Raw genomic sequence first — 21926 nt, forward strand, 5'->3', positions numbered from 1 at the left:
ATTAAGGTCATGACAAACACAGTACAAGATATTCATATATCAAATACCACTCAAAAAAAGAATTGGCAGGCATTTTTGAGTAAACTTGGCATTACGCAATTTAATGATCAAGAGTTAGATGTTATTGAGCAAACAATTGGTATTTTTGAGAATGATCAACTAGTCGCGACGGGATCGATTGCAGGAAACGTTATTAAATATGTTGGGTCTTGTGCCATTGGCGAAATATCAAAGGGTGCGAGATTTAATCAATTGATGACGGCTTTAGATAATCGTATGGCTTTGTTAGAGCGATTTCATCAGTTTGTCTATACGAAACCATTATATGTGCAAAGTTTTGAACATATTGGCTTTAAGTTATTAGCTGATTCCAGTTCAGGTGTGCTTCTTGAGAAAGGATCACCGGACATTCAAAATTTTTTAAATACGATTCCAAAAGCGCCGCAAGGTGTGCAAACAATTGGGAGTGTTGTTGTCAATGCAAATCCATTTACGTTGGGACACCGATACCTAATTGAGAAAGCAGCCAATGAAAATGACTTAGTCTATGTATTTGTGGTGAATCAAGATGTTTCTTTATTTCGCACGGCGGAACGTTTTGATTTAGTGAAACAAGGGGTTAAAGATTTTAAAAATGTTATCGTTGTTGCCGGTGGCGACTATATCATTAGTTATTTAACTTTTCCGTCGTACTTTATAACTAATACACAGCAAGTTATCAATTATCAAACGACAATAGACGCACGCATTTTTAAGAATATTATTGCGCCAGCCTTGGCCATTCAAACGCGTTATGTCGGCAGTGAGCCACTGTCTTATACAACTAATTTATACAATCAAACATTGGTACGTGAATTAGAACCAGAGATAAAGTTAACGATTGTACGTAGGATAGCGCAAGGTAATCAGACAGAAATAATATCAGCACGTAAAGTACGACAAGCGATTGCGGAAAACGATTTTGAAACGTGGTCTGAGATAGTGCCTGAGACCACAAAAAAATTTATTAACCAACATTTAGCTGAATTGCAAATGCGCATTAGAAAGGGACAAAAGATTAATGGAAATTAAGAAAACCGCCATAGCGGGAACATTGGAATCGTCTGATGTTCAAATTATGTTAACTCAGGGAACGGATGGCATTGTATTTGATTTAGTATCAGATGTTGCTAAACAATTTGATGATGCAATTAAGCAAACAATTAATCAAGTCCTGTCAGAATATGGCATTCAAAATGTCATTGTCAAAGTGGTAGATAAGGGCGCCTTAGATATGGTCATTAAAGCGCGGACTGTTGCAGTAGTGCAACGGGCTCTCGATACTGTAGATGAACCTAAGTGGGAGGTGCTGTAATGGCTATAGAAGAAAAGTTACGTCGCACCATGATGTTTGTGCCAGGAAATAATCCGGCAATGGTTAAAGATGCGGGTATCTTTGGGGCTGATTCTATTATGTTTGACCTTGAAGATGCCGTATCGCTTTCAGAAAAAGATGCTGCACGATATTTAGTATATGAGGCTTTGCAAACAGTTGATTATGGTCGCTCTGAACTTGTTGTTCGTATCAATGGTTTGGATACACCCTTTTACCTTAATGATATTAAAGCAATGGTAAAAGCAGGAATTGATGTGATTCGTTTGCCTAAAGTTGAAACGGCAGATATGATACGAGATCTTGAAAAACTAGTCGTTGAAGCTGAGATAGAATTCGGTCGTGAAGTTGGCACAACTCATCTCATGGCTGCGATTGAATCTGCTCGTGGCGTGGTTAATGCAAATGAAATTGCACAAGCTTCCAAAAGGATGATTGGTATTGCGTTATCAGCTGAAGATTATACAACGGATATGAAAACGCACCGATATCCTGATGGCCAAGAGTTATTATATGCACGAAATGTGATTTTACATGCAGCTCGAGCTGCTGGTATTGCTGCCTTTGATACTGTGTTTACTAATTTGAATGATGAAGCAGGATTCAAACGTGAAACTGAGTTGATTCATCAACTTGGTTTTGATGGTAAATCATTAATTAATCCGCGACAAATTGACCTAGTTAATCAGGTATATCAACCATTGAAAAAAGAAATTATAACGGCTCAAAATGTCATTGCAGCTATTGAGGATGCCAAACAAAAAGGGTCAGGTGTGATTTCTATGAATGGACAGATGGTTGACAGACCAGTTGTATTACGTGCTGAACGTGTTATGCGCTTAGCTAAAGCTAATAATTTAGTTGATGAGGAGGGAAATTACATTGAAAAATAAAGTGGAACGTGACATACCTGACGACATTTTAAAACAATCAAAACGTCAAGTATTTAAAGGTGTTGACTATGGTCAACCAACGATTCAGCGGGTGGCGCCTAAAGTTAAAGCAACAACTGGTCAAAATAAAATTTTAGATTCAATAGATGACGTTGTGACGCAAACTATCAAAGATGGTATGACAATTTCATTTCATCATCATTTTCGTGAAGGCGATTATGTCTTTAATAAGGTCATGCGTAGCATTATTGACCATGGTTATAAAAATCTTACGTTAGCACCCTCATCTTTGACAAATGTGATGAATGATATTGTCGTTGAAGCCATTCAAAAGGGTGTTGTAACTGAGATTACTTCGTCTGGCATGCGAGGTAGTTTAGGCGATGCTGTGTCACATGGTATTTTGAAAAAACCTGTTGTATTTAGATCTCATGGCAATCGTGCCCGCGCTATAGAAAACGGGGAAATCAAAATTGACGTTGCTTTTCTGGGTGTACCAAACACAGACGATATGGGAAATGCTAATGGTATGGATGGTGTAGCGGCGTTTGGTTCATTAGGATATGCCTTAATTGATGCCCAATATGCGAATACATTAGTGCTAATTACGGATAATATTAAGCCTTATCCTAACACACCGGCATCTATTAAGCAGACGCAAGTTGATTACATTGTGCAAGTAGATGAAGTGGGCAATCCAGATAAAATTGGCTCAGGTGCAACGAGATTTACTAAAGATCCTAAAGAACTTAAAATTGCTAAAACAGTTAACGATGTCATTGTTAACTCAAAATATTTTAAAGATGGATTCTCATTTCAAACTGGTTCAGGTGGTGCGGCGCTTGCAGTTACAAGGTTTTTACGCACAGCGATGATTGAAAAAAGTATTAAAGCATCTTTTGCTTTAGGCGGCATTACTAAACCGACAGTTGATTTGTTAAATGAAGGACTCGTTGCCAAGGTGATGGATGTTCAGGATTTTGATAAAGGTGCGGCTGAATCAATGAAAGATAATCAATATCAACAAGAAATTGATGCTTCTTGGTATGCTGATCCAGCTAATAAAGGGGCTATGGTTGACAAATTAGATGTCGCGATTTTATCTGCTTTGGAAATTGACACAAAGTTTAATGTTAATGTGATGTCTGGCTCGGATGGCATCATTCGTGGTGCTATTGGTGGGCATCAAGACGCAGCAACGGCTAAATTAACCATTATTTCAGCGCCACTTGTTCGCGGACGCATTGCAACAATTGTGCCTGAAGTTACTACAGTTATTACACCAGGTGACTCAATTGATGTGATTGTCACAGAGGTTGGTATTGCGATTAATCCAAAACGTCAAGACCTAATAGATCAATTAAAAGATGTGCCAGGGTTACCTCTTTACACAATTGAAGCACTACAAGAAAAAGCAGCAAAAATTGTTGGTACACCAAAACCATTACAGTTTACAGACCGTGTTGTTGCAGTTGCTGAATATCGTGATGGGACATTAATTGACGTTATTAAACAAGTGAAAGAATGATTTTAAAAAACGAACCTTAAGGTTCGCGTACATAGATTTAAAAATGAGAAGAGGCAGTAACATGAACGTCTTTGCAAATGGTCAATCAGTTGACCTGATGACTGTATTAAATAATAAGGAATGGCGCAGTCACTATCAAGAAAGCTTAAAAATACAGTATCCAACGGCAATCATTATCAGTATCAAATTAAATATACCCGGACCCATTAAAAACAGTCTCCTACTCAAAGATAGTTATCATCGTGGTTTGCGTGATATTAAACATGATTTAAAGCAATTTGAAACCGTTCATGAACAACTATTTATTGAAAGGATAACTGGTCCTGAAGGATTTTTGGTGGTTTTAGGAGATTTGAAAGCGGTTAAATTAGCGACAATCTCCTTTGAGGAAAAAAGTATTATTGGGCGCTTGTTTGATATAGACATTATGACTGAAAAAGATGATCAGCAATTGTCGCGACGTCGTTTAGGGTATCCTGCACGGACTTGCCTTATTTGCGATAAAGACGCGAAAATATGTATTAAACAGGGGGCGCATACACTTGACTCAGGTTACGACGCAATTAATAACATTTGTACAGATTATATGAAAAAACAGATAACGATTCCAAAACAGTCACAAGATCAGATTGTGCGAGCCGCTATGACAGGCTTACTGTATGAAGTATCATTGAATCCAAAACCAGGGTTAGTGGATCCTGTTAGTAATGGCGCACATAGTGATATGACGGTTTTCACATTTATAGATAGCAGTCTAGCAATACAACAGTATTTTAATCAAGCTTACGCCTTAGCACATGATTTTTCAGGGGATGATTTGACGGTGATGTTTGATACATTAAGACAATTGGGCATACATGCTGAAACAGAAATGTTTGATGCAACAAATGATGTCAATACGCATAAAGGGGCAATATTTTCGTTGGGTATTTTAATTTCAGCGGTTGCTTATGGTACCCAAGTTCGTGATGTCACTGTAGATGACTTACAAAAAATCATCACAAAAATGACAGCTGTTTTGGTACAACGTGATTTTGAAAATTTATATGAAAAAAAACAAAAATTAACTGCAGGTGAAAGACAATATCAACAATACCAGTTGCTTGGTATTCGTGGTGAGGCTGCAGCTGGCTTTCCCATAGTGATGGATACGGCGTTGCCGTTTTTATTAAAATCATTAGGAACAACGAGCCAGCGTTTACTTGATACACTGATGAAAATTTCAGGCTCGATTGTTGATACTAATTTAATTAAGCGTGCAGGTAGTCCTGATATTTTAAAAGAACTCAAGCAATGGTCAACGATGTACTTTTCATTGGGTGGTAGCCAAACGCGTGCTGGGATCGCTTATTTAGAAAAATTAGATACAGAGTTTGTGCAACGGCATTTAAGCATAGGTGGCACAGCGGATAATTTGATTTCAACGATTTTCCTTGCAAGACTGGTTGGTGGCATATGACAAGTTTTGTAACAGGTGACAAAATCAAGCTATCTTATACAGATCAGGGCAAGGGTCAGGCGGTTATTTTGTTAACTGGCTACGCTGGCGTCAAAGAAGAATGGTATTACCAATCGATATATTTACTCAAATGTGGTTTTCGGGTAATTACCTTAGATTGGCGTAGCCATGGTGCCTCAACGCGTACCACAAAAAATTTAAAAATTATGCGATTAGCCGCAGACTTACATGAATTAATTGAAAATTTAAAGTTAACAAGTGTCGAATTAATAGGACACTCCATGGGCGCCAGTGTGATATGGGCGTATACAGTACTTTTTGGTGATCAAATTATTGATCGCATGGTAACAATAGACGAGTCGCCTAAATTGTTAAATGATGAGAGATGGTCAGGTGGTTTAGCTAACTTAAAATGGGACAACTTTTGGCTGATTTCTGAACAAATTCCCTTCTTAAAAATGAACAAACAGCCAATATCTGATGAGTTACGGGAAATACTGAATCGTGTTAAAAAAGAAACGCCTTTTGATGTTGATTTAGGTCATGAATTACTAATTGACCATTTATTACAAGATTGGCGTCAGGCAATTAGAGATATTAAAGTACCACAGTTATTTGTAAAAGGCGCATGTACAGAAATATGGGGTAATGATTATTCTATTTATTGTGAAAACATAAACAATGGATTTTCAAAAGTAATAACTATTGATAATGTTGGTCATATGCCGCAAGTAGAAGACCATAAGTCTTTTAATAAAGCGATTATAAACTTTTTAAAAGCGTAGATAAATAAAAATATAACTAAGAAGGTGATTGCTATAAAGCGATGAGTCTGTCGAATTTTTCAGTCTTTTGTGATTTTTATAACTAATGAATAATGGAGAATTTAAACAATGTTAGATAATAATGGCAGTAAAACTACGAGGCATAACTGGCGTAGCCGACTTGCACAATTGGATGCAAGTCAAATCAGTGGTATTGGCATGGTTGCTTATATTTTAATGGCTATTTTACTAATCGTAGCAATAGAGACGCATACTTTACCAAATACAATGATCGGGGCTATTCTAGCGTTGGTTTTGATGGGACATATTTTTTATTACTTAGGGGCACATCTACCTATTTTTAGGTCGTACTTGGGTGGCGGATCAGTATTTACTATTTTTGCAACAGCTATTTTAGCCACAACGGGTGTTATTCCCCAATCAGTCGTTCATACTGCTTCAGGTTTTATTAATGGTATGGATTTTCTGGGATTGTATATTGTATCATTGATTGGTTCATCAATTTTTAAAATGAATCGTAAAATGTTGTTAGGTGCCGCTATAAGATTCTTACCAGTTGCTTTCATTTCAATGGCAATCACATTCTTTGGTGTTGGGTTAATGGGCATGTTGATTGGTGAAGGATTTGATCACTCGGTTTTGTACGTCAGTTTGCCCATTATGGCAGGTGGTGTCGGTGCAGGTATCGTTCCTCTATCAGGCATATATGCGCATGCATTTGGACATCCAGCTGCAGCAATACTGTCTCAATTATTTCCGGCAGTTATTTTTGGTAACTTATTAGCTATTATTAGTGCAGGTTTAGTTTCTAAACTATTTATGACGAGTAAATATAATGGTCACGGAGAGCTGTTACATACTAAAAATAGCAGTGAAAAGGCCGCAAAAGAATTGAAGCCCGACTATATTCAAATGGGTGTTGGTCTTGTTATTTCAGTATCGTTCTTTGTATTTGGTACAATGCTGAGTGTCGTTTTTCCAAGTATTAATGCCTACGCCTTTATTATTTTAACAATTGTATTAATTAAGGCACTTGGTTTGTTACCCACCTATTATGAAGAATCAGTGATTATGTTTGGGCAATTAGTAGTCAAAAATATGACACATGCTTTACTGGCTGGTGTCGGATTATCGTTATTGAATATTAAATTATTATTGAGTGCATTATCATGGCAATTTGTTGTTTTATGTGTCACTAGTATTGTGATCATATCATTAGCAAGTGCTGTCCTAGGTAAAATTTTCGGGCTTTATCCAGTTGAATCAGTTATTACAGCTGGATTGGCTAACAATAGCATGGGGGGGACTGGAAACGTTGCAGTTTTGGCTGCATCAAATCGCATGCATTTGATCGCTTTTGCACAGATGGGCAATCGAATCGGCGGTGCACTCGTTTTGGTTATTGCAGGAATTTTAGTATCGTTTATGAGATGAAAGTAAATACATCTGACAGAGAAGTTATTGATAGCTTCTTTTTTTGTACTTATTGATACTAATTATAATCGTAAATAGATGTTCTATGGGTTTATTGTAAAATAATACACAATCAATAAAATTAACATAAAACGCTTACAATTATATTTATATCAACGATTTAAAAACATTTTTTAAAATACTTGCTTTTTATATTTGGGTGTTATATACTTATATTGTTAATAAATGAGCAAACGATAAAAGGAGTACATTCACTATGGTAGAAACAATGATAAAGAAGCCCGCAAAGAAGGTTTTGACACCCGAAGAAAAGGCAGAATTACAAACCCAAGCAGAAAAAATGACGGCAGAATTAGTTGAAAAATCACAAAAAGCTTTAACAGCATTTTCAACATTTACACAAGAGCAAGTTGATAAAATCGTCGCAGCAATGGCATTAGCTGGCTCAGAAAATTCACTCGTACTTGCTCATGCAGCTCATGATGAGACTGGCCGTGGGGTCGTTGAAGATAAGGATACAAAAAATCGCTTTGCCTCTGAATCTGTATACAACGCTATCAAATTTGATAAAACAGTTGGTGTAATTAGTGAAGACAAAATACAAGGGAAAGTCGAATTAGCAGCGCCACTCGGTGTACTAGCTGGTATTGTACCAACTACGAACCCAACATCAACGACGATTTTTAAAGCCATGTTGGCAGCCAAGACACGTAACACAATTATCTTTGCATTCCATCCACAAGCACAAAAGTCATCAGCACTCGCTGCAAAAATTGTTTATGATGCCGCTGTTAAGGCTGGTGCACCTGAAAACTTTATCCAATGGATTGAAAAGCCATCACTTTATGGCACAAGTGCATTAATTCAAAATAAGGGCATTGCCTCAATCTTGGCAACTGGTGGACCAGCGATGGTTAATGCAGCCTTGAAGTCAGGTAATCCATCAATGGGTGTTGGTGCTGGAAACGGTGCGATTTATCTTGATGCGACAGTTGACACTGACCGTGCCGTGTCTGATTTGCTTTTGTCAAAACGTTTTGATAATGGTATGATTTGTGCCACTGAAAACTCAGCCGTTATTCAAGCACCAATTTATGATGAAGTACTACAAAAAATGCAAGCGCAAGGCGCTTACCTAGTCCCTAAAAAAGATTATAAGAAAATTGCTGATTATGTGTTTAAGCCAAATGCAGAAGGATTTGGTGTTGCTGGTCCAGTTGCTGGTATGTCAGGTCGTTGGATAGCTGAGCAAGCTGGTGTTAAAATTCCTGAAGGCAAAGATGTCTTGCTATTCGAATTGGATCAAAAGAATATTGGCGAAGCACTGTCATCAGAAAAGTTATCGCCTTTACTATCAATTTATAAAGTTGAGAAGCGTGAAGAAGCGATTGAAACAGTACAGGCATTACTGAGTTATCAGGGTGCAGGACATAATGCTGCTATTCAAATTGGTTCACAAGATGATCCATTTATTAAAGAATATGCTGATGCTATTGGTGCATCACGTATCTTAGTTAACCAACCTGATTCAATTGGTGGTATTGGTGACATTTATACAGATGCTATGCGCCCTTCTTTGACGCTTGGTACCGGATCATGGGGGAAGAATTCATTGTCTCACAACTTATCAACATACGATTTGCTCAATATTAAAACGGTTGCTCGCCGCCGTAATCGACCACAATGGGTTCGCTTACCTAAGGAAGTTTATTATGAAGCAAACGCTATTACTTACTTACAAGAATTACCAGCAGTTAAGCGTGCCTTTATTGTTGCTGATCCAGGTATGGTGCAATTCGGCTTTGTTGGTAAGGTATTGAGCCAGTTAGAATTACGCCAAGAACAGGTTGAGACAAATATCTATGGTTCAGTTAAGCCTGATCCAACTTTGTCTGAAGCAGTTGGCATTGCACGTCAAATGGCTGCTTTCAAGCCTGATACAGTGATCCTATTGGGTGGTGGTTCGGCATTAGATGCGGGAAAGATTGGTCGCTTCTTGTATGAATACTCAACACGTCATGAGGGTATTTTGGAAGACGAAGAAGGGATCAAAAACTTATTCATGGAATTGCAACAAAAGTTCATGGATATTCGTAAGCGTATCGTTAAGTTCTACCACGCCCGCTTGACACAAATGGTCGCTATTCCAACAACGTCTGGTACTGGTTCAGAAGTCACACCATTTGCGGTAATTACCGATGACCAAACACATGTTAAGTATCCATTAGCTGACTATGAGTTGACACCAGAAGTAGCCATTGTGGATCCAGAATTTGTCATGACAGTGCCAAAGCGTACAGTAGCCTTTTCTGGATTAGATGCACTATCTCATGCGTTGGAATCATATGTATCAGTTATGTCTTCTGAATTCACACGACCATGGGCTTTGCAAGCGATTAAGTTGATTTTTGAAAACCTAACAACGTCATACCAATATGACCCTAAAAATCCAACCAAGGAAGGTCAAAATGCCCGTTCAAAGATGCACTATGCTTCAACACTAGCAGGTATGTCATTTGCTAACGCATTCTTAGGCATTAACCATTCATTGGCCCACAAAACTGGTGGTGAGTTCGGTTTGCCTCACGGATTGGCTATTGCCATTGCGATGCCACATGTGATTAAGTTTAATGCCGTGACAGGTAACGTTAAGCGCACGCCTTACCCACGCTATGAGACATATACAGCACAAAAAGATTATGCTGATATTGCGCGCTACCTTGGCTTGAAGGGCAATACAGATGTTGAATTGGTCGATGCTTTGATTGCTGCCGTTAAGAATTTGGCTAAGTCAGTTGAAGTTGACCAAACATTAACAGGTAATGGTGTTAAGAAAGTAGATCTAGAAAACAATATTGAAAAATTGACGGATCTTGTTTATAACGATCAGTGCACACCCGGAAACCCACGCCAACCTAGTTTGGCAGAAATTCAACAATTGTTGAGAGATCAACTTTAATAAACGATGAAAAACATCAAATTTTGATGTTTTTTTGTTTGCAAATTTCTTTAACCGTGTATATAATATATCCATAGACATTTAAAGTACATGGAAAACGAGGGCTCAAAGGCATGAAATTTTGGAAAAGCGCAGAGTGGCAGCGCATTGGTAAACTACGTGGTTTAAAGTTACTGTTATTGGGGATTACATTGATTCCTAGTATCTATGCAGTGATTTTTTTGTCATCACTGTGGGATGCGTATGGGAATGTAAATAATTTGCCAGTGGCCGTTGTTAACCAAGATCAATCGGCTAAGATTAATGGTAAAAATCAGCATTTAGGTTCTGATTTAGCTGACAAGTTAGTCAAAGAGCAACCCTTGAAGATCAGTGAGGTATCTAATAAGAAAGCACAGGATGGCTTGAAGCAAGGCAAATACTATATGACCATCACGATACCAAGTGACTTTACCAAGAACGCAGGGACATTATTAAGTGATCAACCTATAACGTCAAAAATTAAAATTTCGCATAATGCAGGGGCCAGCTTCATTGCCGAAAAAATGACGAGTTCAGCAGCTGACAAAATCCAAACAAGAGTGACGCGGTCGCTTCAAAAAGTCTACAATGAAACCATTCTATCAGCCACTAAATCATCACAAAAAGGCCTACAAGCGGGATCAGATGGTGCCAGCAAACTCAACAATGGTGTAGGTCAATTGTCTGACGGTACCAAAAAATTGAATGATGGCGCAGAGTCATTAACGTCTGGAACATCTACTTTGGCTCAAGGGGTAAGCCAATACACAAATGGTGTATCACAAGTCAATAATGGTGCTAATCAACTGGCTGGTGGTGCGAATTCAGCAGCTACCGGTGCTAACCAATTGGCATCAGGCACATCACAACTAGCCCAAAGTACACCACAATTAGAAGCTGGTAGCCAACAATTGGCTGCAGGTGCACAAGAACTAGCTGTACAACTGCAGAAAGTTAGTGCGCAAATTGATAGTCAGCAAAAGGCAAAATCAGCAGATCTCAATAAGTTAGATACAGGATTAGCGCAATTAACAGAAGGTTTAAAAAACATACAAAATACGTTGAATAGTAATTCAGTACCAAATGTGACTGTTGATGATGGTGCGATTAAAAAGGCAAGCAGTGATCTAAATACTGGTTTGACAAATTCAGGAGCAGCAACTGCCAAACTCAAGGGACAGCTTGAACACATGACAAAAGATCCAAAATTTGTTACGTTTTTACAACAAAATCCAGAAATAGCACAACAAATTCAGGGAATGTCTGAAACATCGCAACAATTAGGCAGCGGGCTAACCAGTAGTGTTGTGGCGGCTAAAGAGATGAATGCTGCCTTACAACCATTACAAGAAGCTTTACCATCTTTGAAAGCACTACAGTCACAACTAACCACAGCATTGCCCAAATTAGAACAATTGAGCCAAGGTGCACAAGCAACAGAAGGTGCTCGTCAAGCAATCAAGCAACTTGACGACAGTCTAACAACGATAAGTACTGGTTTGTCACAACAAGCAGTGCCAGGCGCTCAAAAACTAGCTGATGGCGCAGCCACTTTAAATGCCGGTCAAAAACAAGTCACTGCTGCCTCATCACAACTCAGCAATGGTGCTAGCCAACTAGCACGTGGTAATAGCCAGTTAGCTACTGGCACAAGTCAACTAAATAGTGGCTTGGGACAATTAGCAAGTAAAGGTGGTGCTTTGAACAATGGTGCTGGTCAGCTAACTCAAGGGGCGCAACAACTAGCGACTGGAACGTCACAAGCTGCCTCCGCATTAGGTCAAGTACAAAATGGCACGGAAACACTAGCAGCTAAGTTAGCTGATGGTGCGATTCAATTGAATGCCGTACACAATAATAAAGGCAACGTCACGGCACTCACACAACCAGTTAAAAGTTCACAAAATAATTTATCTCATGTGGCGAACAATGGCACAGGTATGGCACCGTACATGATGTCAGTTGGTTTATTTGTCGGAATGATTACATTAAGCACGATTTATGACTTCATGACTGTTGCTAAGAAACCACGTAGTGGTTTCGCATGGTGGGCAGATAAACAAACGGTTAACTTTCCAGTATGGATTGGTCAGGCACTTGTGATGACAACATTGTTGATATTAGTTGACGGCTTAAATGCTGAAAGACCTGTAATGCTCTTTGTTGTCGCGCTAGTAGCAGCATTCTCATTTAACCAATTAGTTCTGCTTTTCAATGTTTTGTTTGGTAAACTGGGTTCGGGGATCATGTTAGTTTTGATGGTACTGCAACTGAGTGCCAGTGCTGGATCGTACCCTATAGAGTTATCGAACGAATTCTTTAGGGCAGTCCATCCATGGATGCCAATGACTTACTCAGTTCATGCGTTCCGTGAAACAATATCTATTGGTGGTAGCGTCGCTACAGATTTGACGGTACTATTATCAGTTGGTATGATATCAATGGTGTTGACATGGGGTGTCTACCACTGGAAATTACAACATAATCAAATGCTATGGGCGGACTGACATTATTTGAATGGTCATATCTTGTCTGCTAAATTTAACTGATTGATTTTAAATTGGAGAACATTATGAAAATGTCAAATGCCGTTGAACAAAGTTTAGTCGTCTTAGTGATGCTTGCTTTGCAAAAAGATGAGTTGCCTGTTAAAAGTTACTTATTAAGTGATCGGCTGGAAGTGTCAGAATCATATTTGAAAAAAACGATGCGCAAATTAGTCGTGGCTGGTATTGTGCAAGCGATTGCGAGTAAGGAGGGCGGCTTTAAATTAGCGCGCCCTGTTTCTCAAATTACATTATTAGATGTCTATCAGGCAATTGAAGGTATGGGAAGCTTTATTCATTCTACGCAACTTGCTGATCGTATTTTCTTAAACCAAAAATCAAATAAACGCATAGAAGATGTTCAGCAAGCATTAGCAGTAGCTACTAATGATGTTTTGACAGTGTTCAATGAGGCGGAACAAGACTTCAAAAACCGATTAGAAAATTATACAATTGCTAAATTATTACAGCACATTAATGTTGATGCTTTTGGAAAAATTGATTGGCGACAAGTTCATCTTAATGCTGACTAACGACTTTCGGGTCGTTTTTTTTTGACTAGACGTGTTGTTAATGTAAGCGCTTTCTAAATATGCTACAATCTTCTTAACAAACAACAAAATTTAAGCGTGATGTGGAGGCTACGGTAGTATGAATTTAAATTATTTAGCGATTGATATTGGTGGGACAAATGTGAAATACGGCATTGTGAACCGGGCTGGTCAACTGATTGAAAGGCATAGTGAGCCAACACAATCTGAAAATTTAACCGTATTTTTGGCGCAATTACAACATATTATTAATAGGTACGCCAAAACAATCAAAGGGTTAGGAATTAGTGTGCCGGGTAAGGTCGATCATCATGATGAAACGATTTATGGTGGCGGGGCACTTACCTTTTTGGATAAGATAAACTTACCCAAAATGTTAGACATTCAGGTACCTGTGGGTATCGAAAATGATGGTAAAGCAGCAGCACTTGCTGAACTATGGTTGGGTAATTTAAAAGGTATTAGTAATGGCGCTGCTATCGTATTAGGAACGGGTGTTGGCGGTGGACTAGTTTTAAATGGTGAATTATTCACTGGAACACACTTTCAAGCCGGCGAGTTGAGTTTCTTGTCGTATCATTCAAATATGTCTTTTGATCATTTTGAAGGGTCCCTTGGCAGTGCTGTTAAGATGATTGAGCGTGTAGCTGTTGCTTTGAATATGCCTGACAAGCACGATGGCTTGAAAGTATTTGAAGCTATCAATCAACGTCATGAAGTAGCATGGCCAATTTTTGAGGCGTATGTTATGGAAATTGGACTATTGATTTATAATGTCCAGACAGTGGTTGACCTAGAACGTTGTGTCATTGGTGGCGGTATTTCTAGTCAACCGATTGTAACAACTGAGATTGAAAAAGCTTATCATCAACTATTTGAGCGTAATACTGTCGTGGCACAGACATTAACCAAAGCAGAAATTTTGCCAAGCCATTTTAGTAATGATGCTAATTTATATGGGGCAATTTATAACTTACTGCTAAAAATTGATATTAAAGTTTAATAATTTGATATACGATGTCAGGTTGGCATCTGTAGTATCTTTTTTAGGACTTGTAAATTATGTCGTGTACGATATAATTTATATATACAACATATATTAAGGAGTTAAGATGGCAACAGATAAACATCTTTATGATGAACTGTGTTTATCAGTTTATAATACAAATCGCTATTTTCATCGATTATATGCGCAAGTTTTAGAGCCATATGATTTATCTTATTTACAATATATGAGCTTGCTCATTATTGATAGGCGTGGTGCAGTAAATATGATGGACATTGGGACGGAACTTGAGTTGTCAAGTAATACGTTGACGCCAGTTATTGATAAGCTGGTCCAAAAAGGCTGGCTTTCAAAAATTCAAAGTAAACAGGATAAGCGAGTTAAACTTTTGTCCATAATTGTTGATAAAAAACAATTATTTCAAAAAATTCTTAATGAAGTCGATGCTATACGTGCAGTTTTACTTAAACGTAGTAATCGACCGCTAAGCGATGTCTTAGAAGACAACCAAGCGCTTAATCTTGTGTTACAGCAAATAATAGCAGAAAAGGAAGAAAAGTAGATAATGTATGATGTGATTTTTATTGGTAGTGGGCATGCTGCCTGGCACGGTGCACAGATATTAGCACGTGCTGGTAAAAAAGTGGCACTTATTGAAGAAAATAAAGTTGCGGGGACATGTACAAATTTTGGTTGTAATGCTAAGATTTTGTTAGATGGCCCAGCGGAAATGATTCATCACTTGCATCATTATCATGGTATTGGTATTAATCAGACACCAGATATTATTTGGCCAGAATTGATGGCGTACAAACATGAGGTGATTGATCCATTATCAGATGGCTTAGCTCATATGTTGTCAGTCGATGGTATTGATATTATCGCAGGTCATGCTAAATTTATGACAGCGCGGTCAATCACAGTCGCAGGTGAAACGTATACGGCTGAGCAATTTGTCATTGCAACTGGCCAACGTCCAGCTAAATTGCCAATTGTTGGTTCCGAACTAACGCACGACAGTACAGATTTCTTAGATTTACCAGATATGCCAAAATCAATGGTATTCATTGGTGCCGGTTATATTGCGATGGAATTTGCATCAATTGCACACGCTTCTGGTAGTCATGTGACACTGATTGAACATGGTGATCGCGCATTGACTGGGTTTGATGCCGATTATGCAAAAGTTGTGGTGGCCGATATGACAGAAAAAGGTATTAAATTTGCCTTTAATCATACAGTTTCAGGTGTGTCGGCAGTTGAAAATGGTCAATATCTTGTGACAACAGCACAGGGTGATAGCTACCAAGTTGATTATGTGATGGATACAACTGGACGTGTGGCGAATACAGAAAACCTTGGTTTGGAAAATATTGGGGTGCTATCTGATCGTCAAGGTATCTTAGTTGATCATCATTTACAAACGCGTGTACCTAATATTTATGCGAGTGGGGATGTTATTTCAAAGCCAATTGCACGGTTAACACCGACAGCAACTTTTGAATCACATTACATTGCTAGTATGCTACTTGGGGACAAGAAGCCAATTGCCTACCCAGCTATTCCAACAGTTGCTTTTACGCTACCGCGTATCGCACAAATTGGCGTGACAACGGATGAAGCGAAGAAACGATCTGATTTAACAGTTATTGAAATACCTTATGGTCAAATCATGCGTTTCCAGACGTTAAATGATGTGCATGCAGCCATCAAAATCGTGATGAATCAAGATAAACATTTGGTTGGTGCCGCTTTAATAGGCGACTTTGCACCAGAAGTGATCAATGCATTGGTACCAGTCATTAATAAGCAATATACAAGTGAAGACATTAAGTCTCAAATTTTTGCTTTTCCGACACATACTGGTATTGTGTTACCCATGATCGCGAATTACTTAGCTTAAAAGTTAGGAGAAAAAATATGCGAGCAGCAGTTATTAATCAATATGGAGATAAGGATCAATTAAAAGTTGTTGATATAGTCGTACCCACAATTGGAGATGATGAAGTCTTGGTTGAAAATGTAGCAGTAAGTATTAATCCAATCGATTACAAGGCACGTCAAGGGTTGTTGCAACAGATGTTTCAATGGCAATTCCCTGTTGTATTGGGCTGGGATATTGCAGGTACAATCATAGCAGTTGGTGACAATGTAGATAATTTTCATGTTGGTGAAGCAGTTTTTGCACGACCAGATACTGACCCAACAGGGAAAAATGGCGCATATGCTGAGTACACGGTAGTTAAAGCTGATAAGTTAGCGCGCAAACCGGACAATATTAGTTTTGAGGAGGCTGCAGCTGTCCCATTAGCTGGGTTAACAGCGTTACAAATGTTACGCCAACTGAAAGTAACAGCTGGTCAAAAAGTGCTTATTCAAGCTGGTGCAGGTGGTGTGGGAATTTATGCCATTCAACTTGCTAAAAAATTAGGTGCGTATGTGGCGACAACTGCTAGTGAAGCTAATCGTGAATTTGTGGTGGGACTAGGTGCTGATCAAGTGATTGATTATCGGCAGGCAAATATTGTTGATGTGCTGTCAGATTATGATGCTGTGTTTGATATGGTTGGGGATGTTGATAACGGTATTGCTATTTTGAAGCCTGGCGGTCATTTTGTTACCATATCAACAATGCTTACTGAGTCTCAAAAGCAAACGGATGGCAAAACTGTTGAAACAGGGTGGTTAGATACCAATGGGCAAGATTTAGAGCAATTGGCTAATACATTTGCTGAGGGAACATTAGATATTGTGGTTGATTCTGTTTATCCATTAACAACAACGGGTATACGAGCAGCGCATGAGCGTAGCGAAACGCACCATGCACGTGGTAAAATTGTGGTACAGATTAAAAATGCTGTACAAGAGGAGAAATAAATGTTTGGATATATTGTCACTGGATTAGTTGCCATTGAAGCTATTGTTATTATGGGTATAGAAATTTTTGGTTCAGCCCCACAACAAGCGAAAGCATTTGATTTAGACGAGTCTTTTGTTAAGATACCTGAAGTGAAGGTATTATTGGGGAACCAAGGTGTCTATAATGGCTTACTTGGCGCCTTAATTTTTGCCACAATGTTCTTATTGACAGGGCACCAACAGATTTTAATGTTGCAATTAGAAATGCTATTTGTTTTAGTTGCCGCAATATATGGTAGCCTAACGGCTACACGCAAGATTATTTTAGTTCAAGGTTTGCCAGCAGCTATTGCTTTGCTTGCACTGTACTTTAACTGAATGATACGTTAGTTCAGAATCTGTTATCTCTTGAAGTGAGCGATATAATGTAATTTGATAAAACAGTGGATAACAATGACTTTAGTGATTGTTATCCACTGTTTTATTTTAAAGATCAGGGATAAATTGTTATTTAAAAAAGATCGAATTAAAATCGTCCTTGCGGTAGAATATAAGGGTTGATAAATAAAAAAATAGGTGTTTAAATATGGCAGTTAATCAGTACAAAAAGACAATTGTTTTAGTCATTTCAACGATTTCACTTGGCTTAATCGTTGGTTTGAGCTCAATGCTTTTAGGGTTATTTTTGGATTTAGTTGAGCGTGTATTTTTAAAATACGAAGAAACTGCAAAAATACCAGCGCCACTGGGAACATTCCCCACTGATCGGTTACTGTCAGTCGTCGTTGGTGCCATAATCGTTGCCGTAATTTGGTGGTTTTTGCGAACGCAAACGAAGACACCAATTAGCATCAAAAAAGCGCTCAATGGCGAGCAAATGCCATTTTGGCAAACAATATTACATGTGATGACACAAATATTCTTTGTCGGTACAGGTGGCTCTGTTGGTCGTGAACTTGCACCTAGAGAAGCAGGTGCATTATTTGCTCAAAAATGGGCTAATCTACTGCAAAAACTACATATACCAGCGTTATCACAGTCAGACAGACAACTATTAATGACCGCAGCAGCAGGTGCCGGTTTTGCAGGGATATATATTGCGCCATTTACTGGCATGCTTTTTTCTGTCGAAGTATTACTTAAAAAATTAACCTTACGCACAGTGGCTGTGAGTTTGACAATGTCAACGATTGCCATGTTTGTAGGGTCTTTGGCGAAGGGCTTTCGACCCTATTATCTCATAGGAGATGCTAAATTTTCTGCCATCAGTTTTCTGCTGATTTTTATTTTGGCACCAATTGCTGGCGTAGTCGGTGCGCTATTTAGAAAATTATGCCAATGGGCTGAAAGTCATCAAACAACAAATAAACTCATATTTTGGCAATTACCAGCTATGGGTTTAATAACCGGATTAATCGCTTTATTATTACCTGAAATCATGGGAAATGGTCGGTCATTGGCGCAATTGGCTATGAGCAGTAGTAGTCAAAAGATGGTTAGTATTTTATTAGTTGGTGGCCTATTGAAGACATTTGTCACGGTATTGACGATTCGTGCTGGTGCGGCTGGTGGCACGTTAACACCAGCAATAGCCATTGGTGCAGTTATTGGCGCAATCGTCGGATTGTTCCTCATGCCATGGCTACCAGCAGTGTCAATTTGGCAATGTGCTGTAATAGGAGCAGGTGCGCTATTAGCAGCATCTCAGCAAGCACCATTTATGGCCATGTTGATGCTAATTGAAATTTGTCATTTGGATTCATCAGCTTTATTACCAATGGGTATGGCTATTTTAATTGCGACAGGTGTCTCGAAAAAGATGCTGGTTAAATAGCAAAATGTTAACAGTGCGCAATCTGATAAACACTAATAAATCAACGCTATAGGAGTATTAGCAATCTATCCGTGCGCACTTTAAGGTTGCTGATTGCGTTTTTTTGACGTTTAATTGCTACCTTTTTGATTAACCATGTTGCATAATTAAAGTAATCAAATAAAAGGAAACGAGGGTAGCATGATGGACATCTTATTCCCGCAGCAACTAAAAAAATACCGTACTAAGTTAGGCATGTCTCAAGAAGATATCGCTGATAAATTATTTATTTCACGACAGGCTATATCTCGCTGGGAGTCAGGGGATGCAACGCCTGACCTAACTAACCTGATTAAGCTCACTGATATATTTGACTGTTCGCTGGATAGTTTAGTATTAGGTGTGCCACAACAACAGACAGATACAAATGGTCAAGATAAAATAGATAATTCAGAATTTACATTCGATCCGCGCAAGGGTGAGTATATTCGTCGTCATCATAGTATGAATTTTTGGGAATTCTTAGCGAGTTACTGGTGGTTGATTTTTCCTGTAGGTGCTTTCTTAAGTTGGCTCGTGCCAGCATTAGTTGAACCATTTAAGTAAAATAAAACAAAAAAATCGTAAACAACGTGTCAATTGTTTACGATTTTTTTGTTTTATTGGTTAGCTTCTAGGGTAATGACATTACCTTCAGAATCTTTGATTTTAAAAGCGATTTTATGACCAAAACGCATCTCAGGTTCATCAATAATTGAGATGAAGTTATTACGCAAATGTTTACGTAAATCAGTCTGATGATCCCGAACCAGTATCTCAAGATTATGCGTTGGTGGCCCAGATATGAAGGTGATATCTTCACCATCAATCATGAGGTGTCGGCCACTTTCATGACCAGATTGTGGCAAATCGAAGACGTCGCGCCAAAATCTGTAAGCACGATTTGTATCTGTTGCGGGAACTGTTTTAATGTTAAGTTTACGTGGTTTCATAGTAATTATAGTATATATTAATTTAAAAATTTTTCAACAGACAAATGACCATATTATTCAAAAATATGTTACACTTAACTTTATGGCATTATTAGAAATCAGTGGGCTCTCAATGGCCTACGCAGAAAAAACTTTATATGAAGACGCAGAATTCGAATTGCAACAAGGCGAACATATGGGTATTGTTGGGCAGAATGGTGCAGGTAAGTCAACGCTTATCAAAATCATAACTGGTCAAGAATTACCATTGTCTGGTAAAATTGAATGGCAAAAAGGACTCAAAATAGGTTATTTGGATCAGTATGCAGAGATCCCAGATGGCATGGATTTGGTGGCCTTTTTGCATACTGCTTATCAAGACCTATATGACAAGCAAGATCGTATAACAGAACTTTATAATGATTATGCGACGTCTATGAATGATAAATTGTTAGAGCGCGCGGGACGTATGCAAGAAGAGCTTGATGCGGCCGGATTTTATGATGTGGACACGAAGATTGAGCGTGTGATATCTGGTCTTGGTTTGGAAGCCATTGGCCGTGATCGTGAATTAGATCAAATGTCAGGTGGTCAACGTGCTAAAGTGATCTTAGCGAAGTTATTGCTTGAAAATGACGATGTGATTATTTTAGATGAACCGACAAACTATTTAGACGTGGCCCATATTGAATGGTTAGAAGACTTTCTGCAAAGTTATGAAGGATCAGCGATGATTATCTCTCATGATTTTGACTTTTTGGACAAAGTGACAAATGCGATTATTGACTTATCGTTTGGTAAAATCACTAAATTCCGTGGCTCATTCAAGAAAGCCATGCGCCAAAAAGATGAGCGAGCAGAGCAACAGTTACGTCAATATGAGAAGCAACAAGGTGAAATTGAAAAAGCGCAGAAGTTTATTGCCAAAAATAAGGCGCGTGCGTCAACTTCAAAGCAAGCGAAATCACGTGAAAAGATGCTAGCACGTATGGACAAGGTTGATCCGCCATCTGAAGCACTACAAGCAAAATTCAATTTTCCTTATGTTAATTCACAATCGGCTAATGCCTTATCGGTTAATGAGTTATCTGTTGGTTATGTGACACCTGTTTTGGAGCCAGTTACTTTTTCGATTACGACTGGACAAAAGCTTGTTTTTAAGGGATTTAATGGTGCGGGTAAGTCAACATTAATTAAATCAATTTTAGGTGTTATTCCAGCACTGCACGGTCATGCAGAATTTTCACCTTCAGCAATTGTTAATTATTTCGATCAAGATTTAGAATGGGATAATGATACTAAAACGCCATTGCAAGAGATGCAAGATCGTTTTCCAACATTAGAACCTAAAGCCTTGAGGACGCGCTTAGCTGCAGCTGGTATTACCTCTGAGAATGCGCAAAAACCATTGCAACAGCTTTCAGGTGGTGAACAAACCAAAGTTAAATTAGCAATTATGGAAATGAAACCTAGTAATTTCTTGATTTTAGATGAGCCAACCAATCACTTAGATGAGGGTACTAAAAATGCATTACGTGCAGCCATAGACAAGTTCCCAGGAAATGTTATCATTGTTTCCCACGAAGTGAGCTTTACTAAGGGGTTAGGTGATCGTGAATTGAACGTTGCTGCGCTTTCCTTTAAGAAAGATACAGAATAATAGAGACCAAAAACGCCGGAAGGCGTTTTTTATGTGGTAAAGGTTGACATTTCACTTTTAGTAAACCAT

General features: G+C 38.5%; 19 protein-coding genes. 18 read left to right on the forward strand and 1 reads right to left on the reverse strand.

Features of this window, described 5'->3' with window-relative positions:
• Nucleotides 1–9 precede the first annotated feature (9 nt).
• The 17 genes from citC to LKI_RS04455 all read left to right on the forward strand — a co-directional run bounded on the left by citC (nucleotide 10) and on the right by LKI_RS04455 (nucleotide 19832).
• Nucleotides 10–1071, forward strand: coding sequence for a [citrate (pro-3S)-lyase] ligase (gene citC, locus LKI_RS04375; RefSeq protein WP_013102958.1), 1062 nt, complete (start codon nucleotides 10–12; stop codon nucleotides 1069–1071).
• Nucleotides 1061–1354, forward strand: coding sequence for a citrate lyase acyl carrier protein (citD, locus tag LKI_RS04380; RefSeq protein WP_013102959.1), 294 nt, complete (start codon nucleotides 1061–1063; stop codon nucleotides 1352–1354). Before citC ends, citD begins: the two co-directional genes overlap by 11 nt.
• Entirely contained in the window at nucleotides 1354–2265 is a 912-nt protein-coding gene (citE, locus tag LKI_RS04385) for a citrate (pro-3S)-lyase subunit beta (protein WP_013102960.1), read from the forward strand. The genes citD and citE overlap by 1 nt, the downstream gene beginning before the upstream one ends.
• Nucleotides 2255–3793 carry a citrate lyase subunit alpha gene (gene citF / locus LKI_RS04390; protein ID WP_013102961.1) on the forward strand — a complete coding sequence of 513 codons (1539 nt, stop codon included), beginning with the start codon at nucleotides 2255–2257 and terminating at the stop codon, nucleotides 3791–3793. Before citE ends, citF begins: the two co-directional genes overlap by 11 nt.
• 61 nt (nucleotides 3794–3854) lie before the next feature.
• Nucleotides 3855–5252 (forward strand): triphosphoribosyl-dephospho-CoA synthase CitG, encoded by a 1398-nt coding sequence (citG, locus tag LKI_RS04395; protein ID WP_013102962.1) that lies wholly within the window; start codon nucleotides 3855–3857, stop codon nucleotides 5250–5252.
• A complete protein-coding gene (locus tag LKI_RS04400) occupies nucleotides 5249–6037 on the forward strand; it encodes an alpha/beta fold hydrolase (RefSeq protein ID WP_013102963.1) in 789 nt (262 codons plus the stop codon). The genes citG and LKI_RS04400 overlap by 4 nt, the downstream gene beginning before the upstream one ends.
• Nucleotides 6038–6145: 108 nt before the next feature.
• Entirely contained in the window at nucleotides 6146–7471 is a 1326-nt protein-coding gene (locus LKI_RS04405) for a 2-hydroxycarboxylate transporter family protein (protein WP_013102964.1), read from the forward strand.
• A gap of 256 nt (nucleotides 7472–7727) precedes the next feature.
• On the forward strand, nucleotides 7728–10430 hold the full coding sequence (gene adhE, locus LKI_RS04410) for a bifunctional acetaldehyde-CoA/alcohol dehydrogenase (RefSeq protein ID WP_013102965.1): 2703 nt from the start codon (nucleotides 7728–7730) through the stop codon (nucleotides 10428–10430).
• Between the two features lie 113 nt (nucleotides 10431–10543).
• Complete coding sequence (locus LKI_RS04415; protein ID WP_013102966.1) at nucleotides 10544–12958, forward strand: YhgE/Pip domain-containing protein; 2415 nt, start codon at nucleotides 10544–10546, stop codon at nucleotides 12956–12958.
• Nucleotides 12959–13023: 65 nt separating this feature from the next.
• Entirely contained in the window at nucleotides 13024–13530 is a 507-nt protein-coding gene (locus LKI_RS04420) for an RrF2 family transcriptional regulator (RefSeq protein WP_013102967.1), read from the forward strand.
• A gap of 118 nt (nucleotides 13531–13648) precedes the next feature.
• A complete protein-coding gene (locus LKI_RS04425) occupies nucleotides 13649–14551 on the forward strand; it encodes an ROK family protein (RefSeq protein WP_013102968.1) in 903 nt (300 codons plus the stop codon).
• A gap of 109 nt (nucleotides 14552–14660) precedes the next feature.
• Nucleotides 14661–15116 (forward strand): MarR family winged helix-turn-helix transcriptional regulator, encoded by a 456-nt coding sequence (locus LKI_RS04430; RefSeq protein ID WP_013102969.1) that lies wholly within the window; start codon nucleotides 14661–14663, stop codon nucleotides 15114–15116.
• On the forward strand, nucleotides 15117–16457 hold the full coding sequence (locus LKI_RS04435) for a dihydrolipoyl dehydrogenase family protein (RefSeq protein ID WP_187286369.1): 1341 nt from the start codon (nucleotides 15117–15119) through the stop codon (nucleotides 16455–16457).
• A 17-nt stretch (nucleotides 16458–16474) separates the two neighbouring features.
• Nucleotides 16475–17431 (forward strand): NADP-dependent oxidoreductase, encoded by a 957-nt coding sequence (locus LKI_RS04440; RefSeq protein ID WP_013102971.1) that lies wholly within the window; start codon nucleotides 16475–16477, stop codon nucleotides 17429–17431.
• A complete protein-coding gene (locus LKI_RS04445; RefSeq protein WP_013102972.1) occupies nucleotides 17432–17791 on the forward strand; it encodes a DUF1304 domain-containing protein in 360 nt (119 codons plus the stop codon).
• Between the two features lie 208 nt (nucleotides 17792–17999).
• Entirely contained in the window at nucleotides 18000–19247 is a 1248-nt protein-coding gene (locus tag LKI_RS04450) for a chloride channel protein (protein WP_013102973.1), read from the forward strand.
• A gap of 180 nt (nucleotides 19248–19427) precedes the next feature.
• Complete coding sequence (locus LKI_RS04455) at nucleotides 19428–19832, forward strand: helix-turn-helix transcriptional regulator (RefSeq protein WP_013102974.1); 405 nt, start codon at nucleotides 19428–19430, stop codon at nucleotides 19830–19832.
• A 53-nt stretch (nucleotides 19833–19885) separates the two neighbouring features.
• On the opposite strand, the gene LKI_RS04460 is transcribed toward LKI_RS04455, so the two are convergent.
• Nucleotides 19886–20218, reverse strand: a complete 333-nt coding sequence (locus LKI_RS04460; protein WP_013975348.1) for a VOC family protein — start codon at nucleotides 20216–20218, stop codon at nucleotides 19886–19888.
• 82 nt (nucleotides 20219–20300) lie between these two features.
• Here LKI_RS04460 and LKI_RS04465 point away from each other — a divergent pair, with 82 nt between their 5' ends.
• Nucleotides 20301–21857: an ABC-F family ATP-binding cassette domain-containing protein gene (locus tag LKI_RS04465; RefSeq protein WP_041773503.1), complete on the forward strand. Its 1557-nt coding sequence runs from the start codon at nucleotides 20301–20303 to the stop codon at nucleotides 21855–21857.
• The last annotated feature ends 69 nt before the right edge of the window (nucleotides 21858–21926 follow it).

Source organism: Leuconostoc kimchii IMSNU 11154 (assembly GCF_000092505.1).
In the GTDB taxonomy this organism is placed as follows: Bacteria; Bacillota; Bacilli; order Lactobacillales; family Lactobacillaceae; genus Leuconostoc; species Leuconostoc kimchii.

Bases quoted from the DNA above. Each gene is read 5' to 3' on its own strand.
- citC (WP_013102958.1), top strand. From the start codon at position 10: ATGACAAACACAGTACAAGATATTCATATATCAAATACCACTCAAAAA.
- citD (WP_013102959.1), top strand. From the start codon at position 1,061: ATGGAAATTAAGAAAACCGCCATAGCGGGAACATTGGAATCGTCTGAT.
- citE (WP_013102960.1), top strand. From the start codon at position 1,354: ATGGCTATAGAAGAAAAGTTACGTCGCACCATGATGTTTGTGCCAGGA.
- citG (WP_013102962.1), top strand. From the start codon at position 3,855: ATGAACGTCTTTGCAAATGGTCAATCAGTTGACCTGATGACTGTATTA.
- LKI_RS04400 (WP_013102963.1), top strand. From the start codon at position 5,249: ATGACAAGTTTTGTAACAGGTGACAAAATCAAGCTATCTTATACAGAT.
- LKI_RS04405 (WP_013102964.1), top strand. From the start codon at position 6,146: ATGTTAGATAATAATGGCAGTAAAACTACGAGGCATAACTGGCGTAGC.
- adhE (WP_013102965.1), top strand. From the start codon at position 7,728: ATGGTAGAAACAATGATAAAGAAGCCCGCAAAGAAGGTTTTGACACCC.
- LKI_RS04415 (WP_013102966.1), top strand. From the start codon at position 10,544: ATGAAATTTTGGAAAAGCGCAGAGTGGCAGCGCATTGGTAAACTACGT.
- LKI_RS04420 (WP_013102967.1), top strand. From the start codon at position 13,024: ATGAAAATGTCAAATGCCGTTGAACAAAGTTTAGTCGTCTTAGTGATG.
- LKI_RS04425 (WP_013102968.1), top strand. From the start codon at position 13,649: ATGAATTTAAATTATTTAGCGATTGATATTGGTGGGACAAATGTGAAA.
- LKI_RS04430 (WP_013102969.1), top strand. From the start codon at position 14,661: ATGGCAACAGATAAACATCTTTATGATGAACTGTGTTTATCAGTTTAT.
- LKI_RS04440 (WP_013102971.1), top strand. From the start codon at position 16,475: ATGCGAGCAGCAGTTATTAATCAATATGGAGATAAGGATCAATTAAAA.
- LKI_RS04445 (WP_013102972.1), top strand. From the start codon at position 17,432: ATGTTTGGATATATTGTCACTGGATTAGTTGCCATTGAAGCTATTGTT.
- LKI_RS04450 (WP_013102973.1), top strand. From the start codon at position 18,000: ATGGCAGTTAATCAGTACAAAAAGACAATTGTTTTAGTCATTTCAACG.
- LKI_RS04455 (WP_013102974.1), top strand. From the start codon at position 19,428: ATGATGGACATCTTATTCCCGCAGCAACTAAAAAAATACCGTACTAAG.
- LKI_RS04460 (WP_013975348.1), bottom strand. From the start codon at position 20,218: ATGAAACCACGTAAACTTAACATTAAAACAGTTCCCGCAACAGATACA.
- LKI_RS04465 (WP_041773503.1), top strand. From the start codon at position 20,301: ATGGCATTATTAGAAATCAGTGGGCTCTCAATGGCCTACGCAGAAAAA.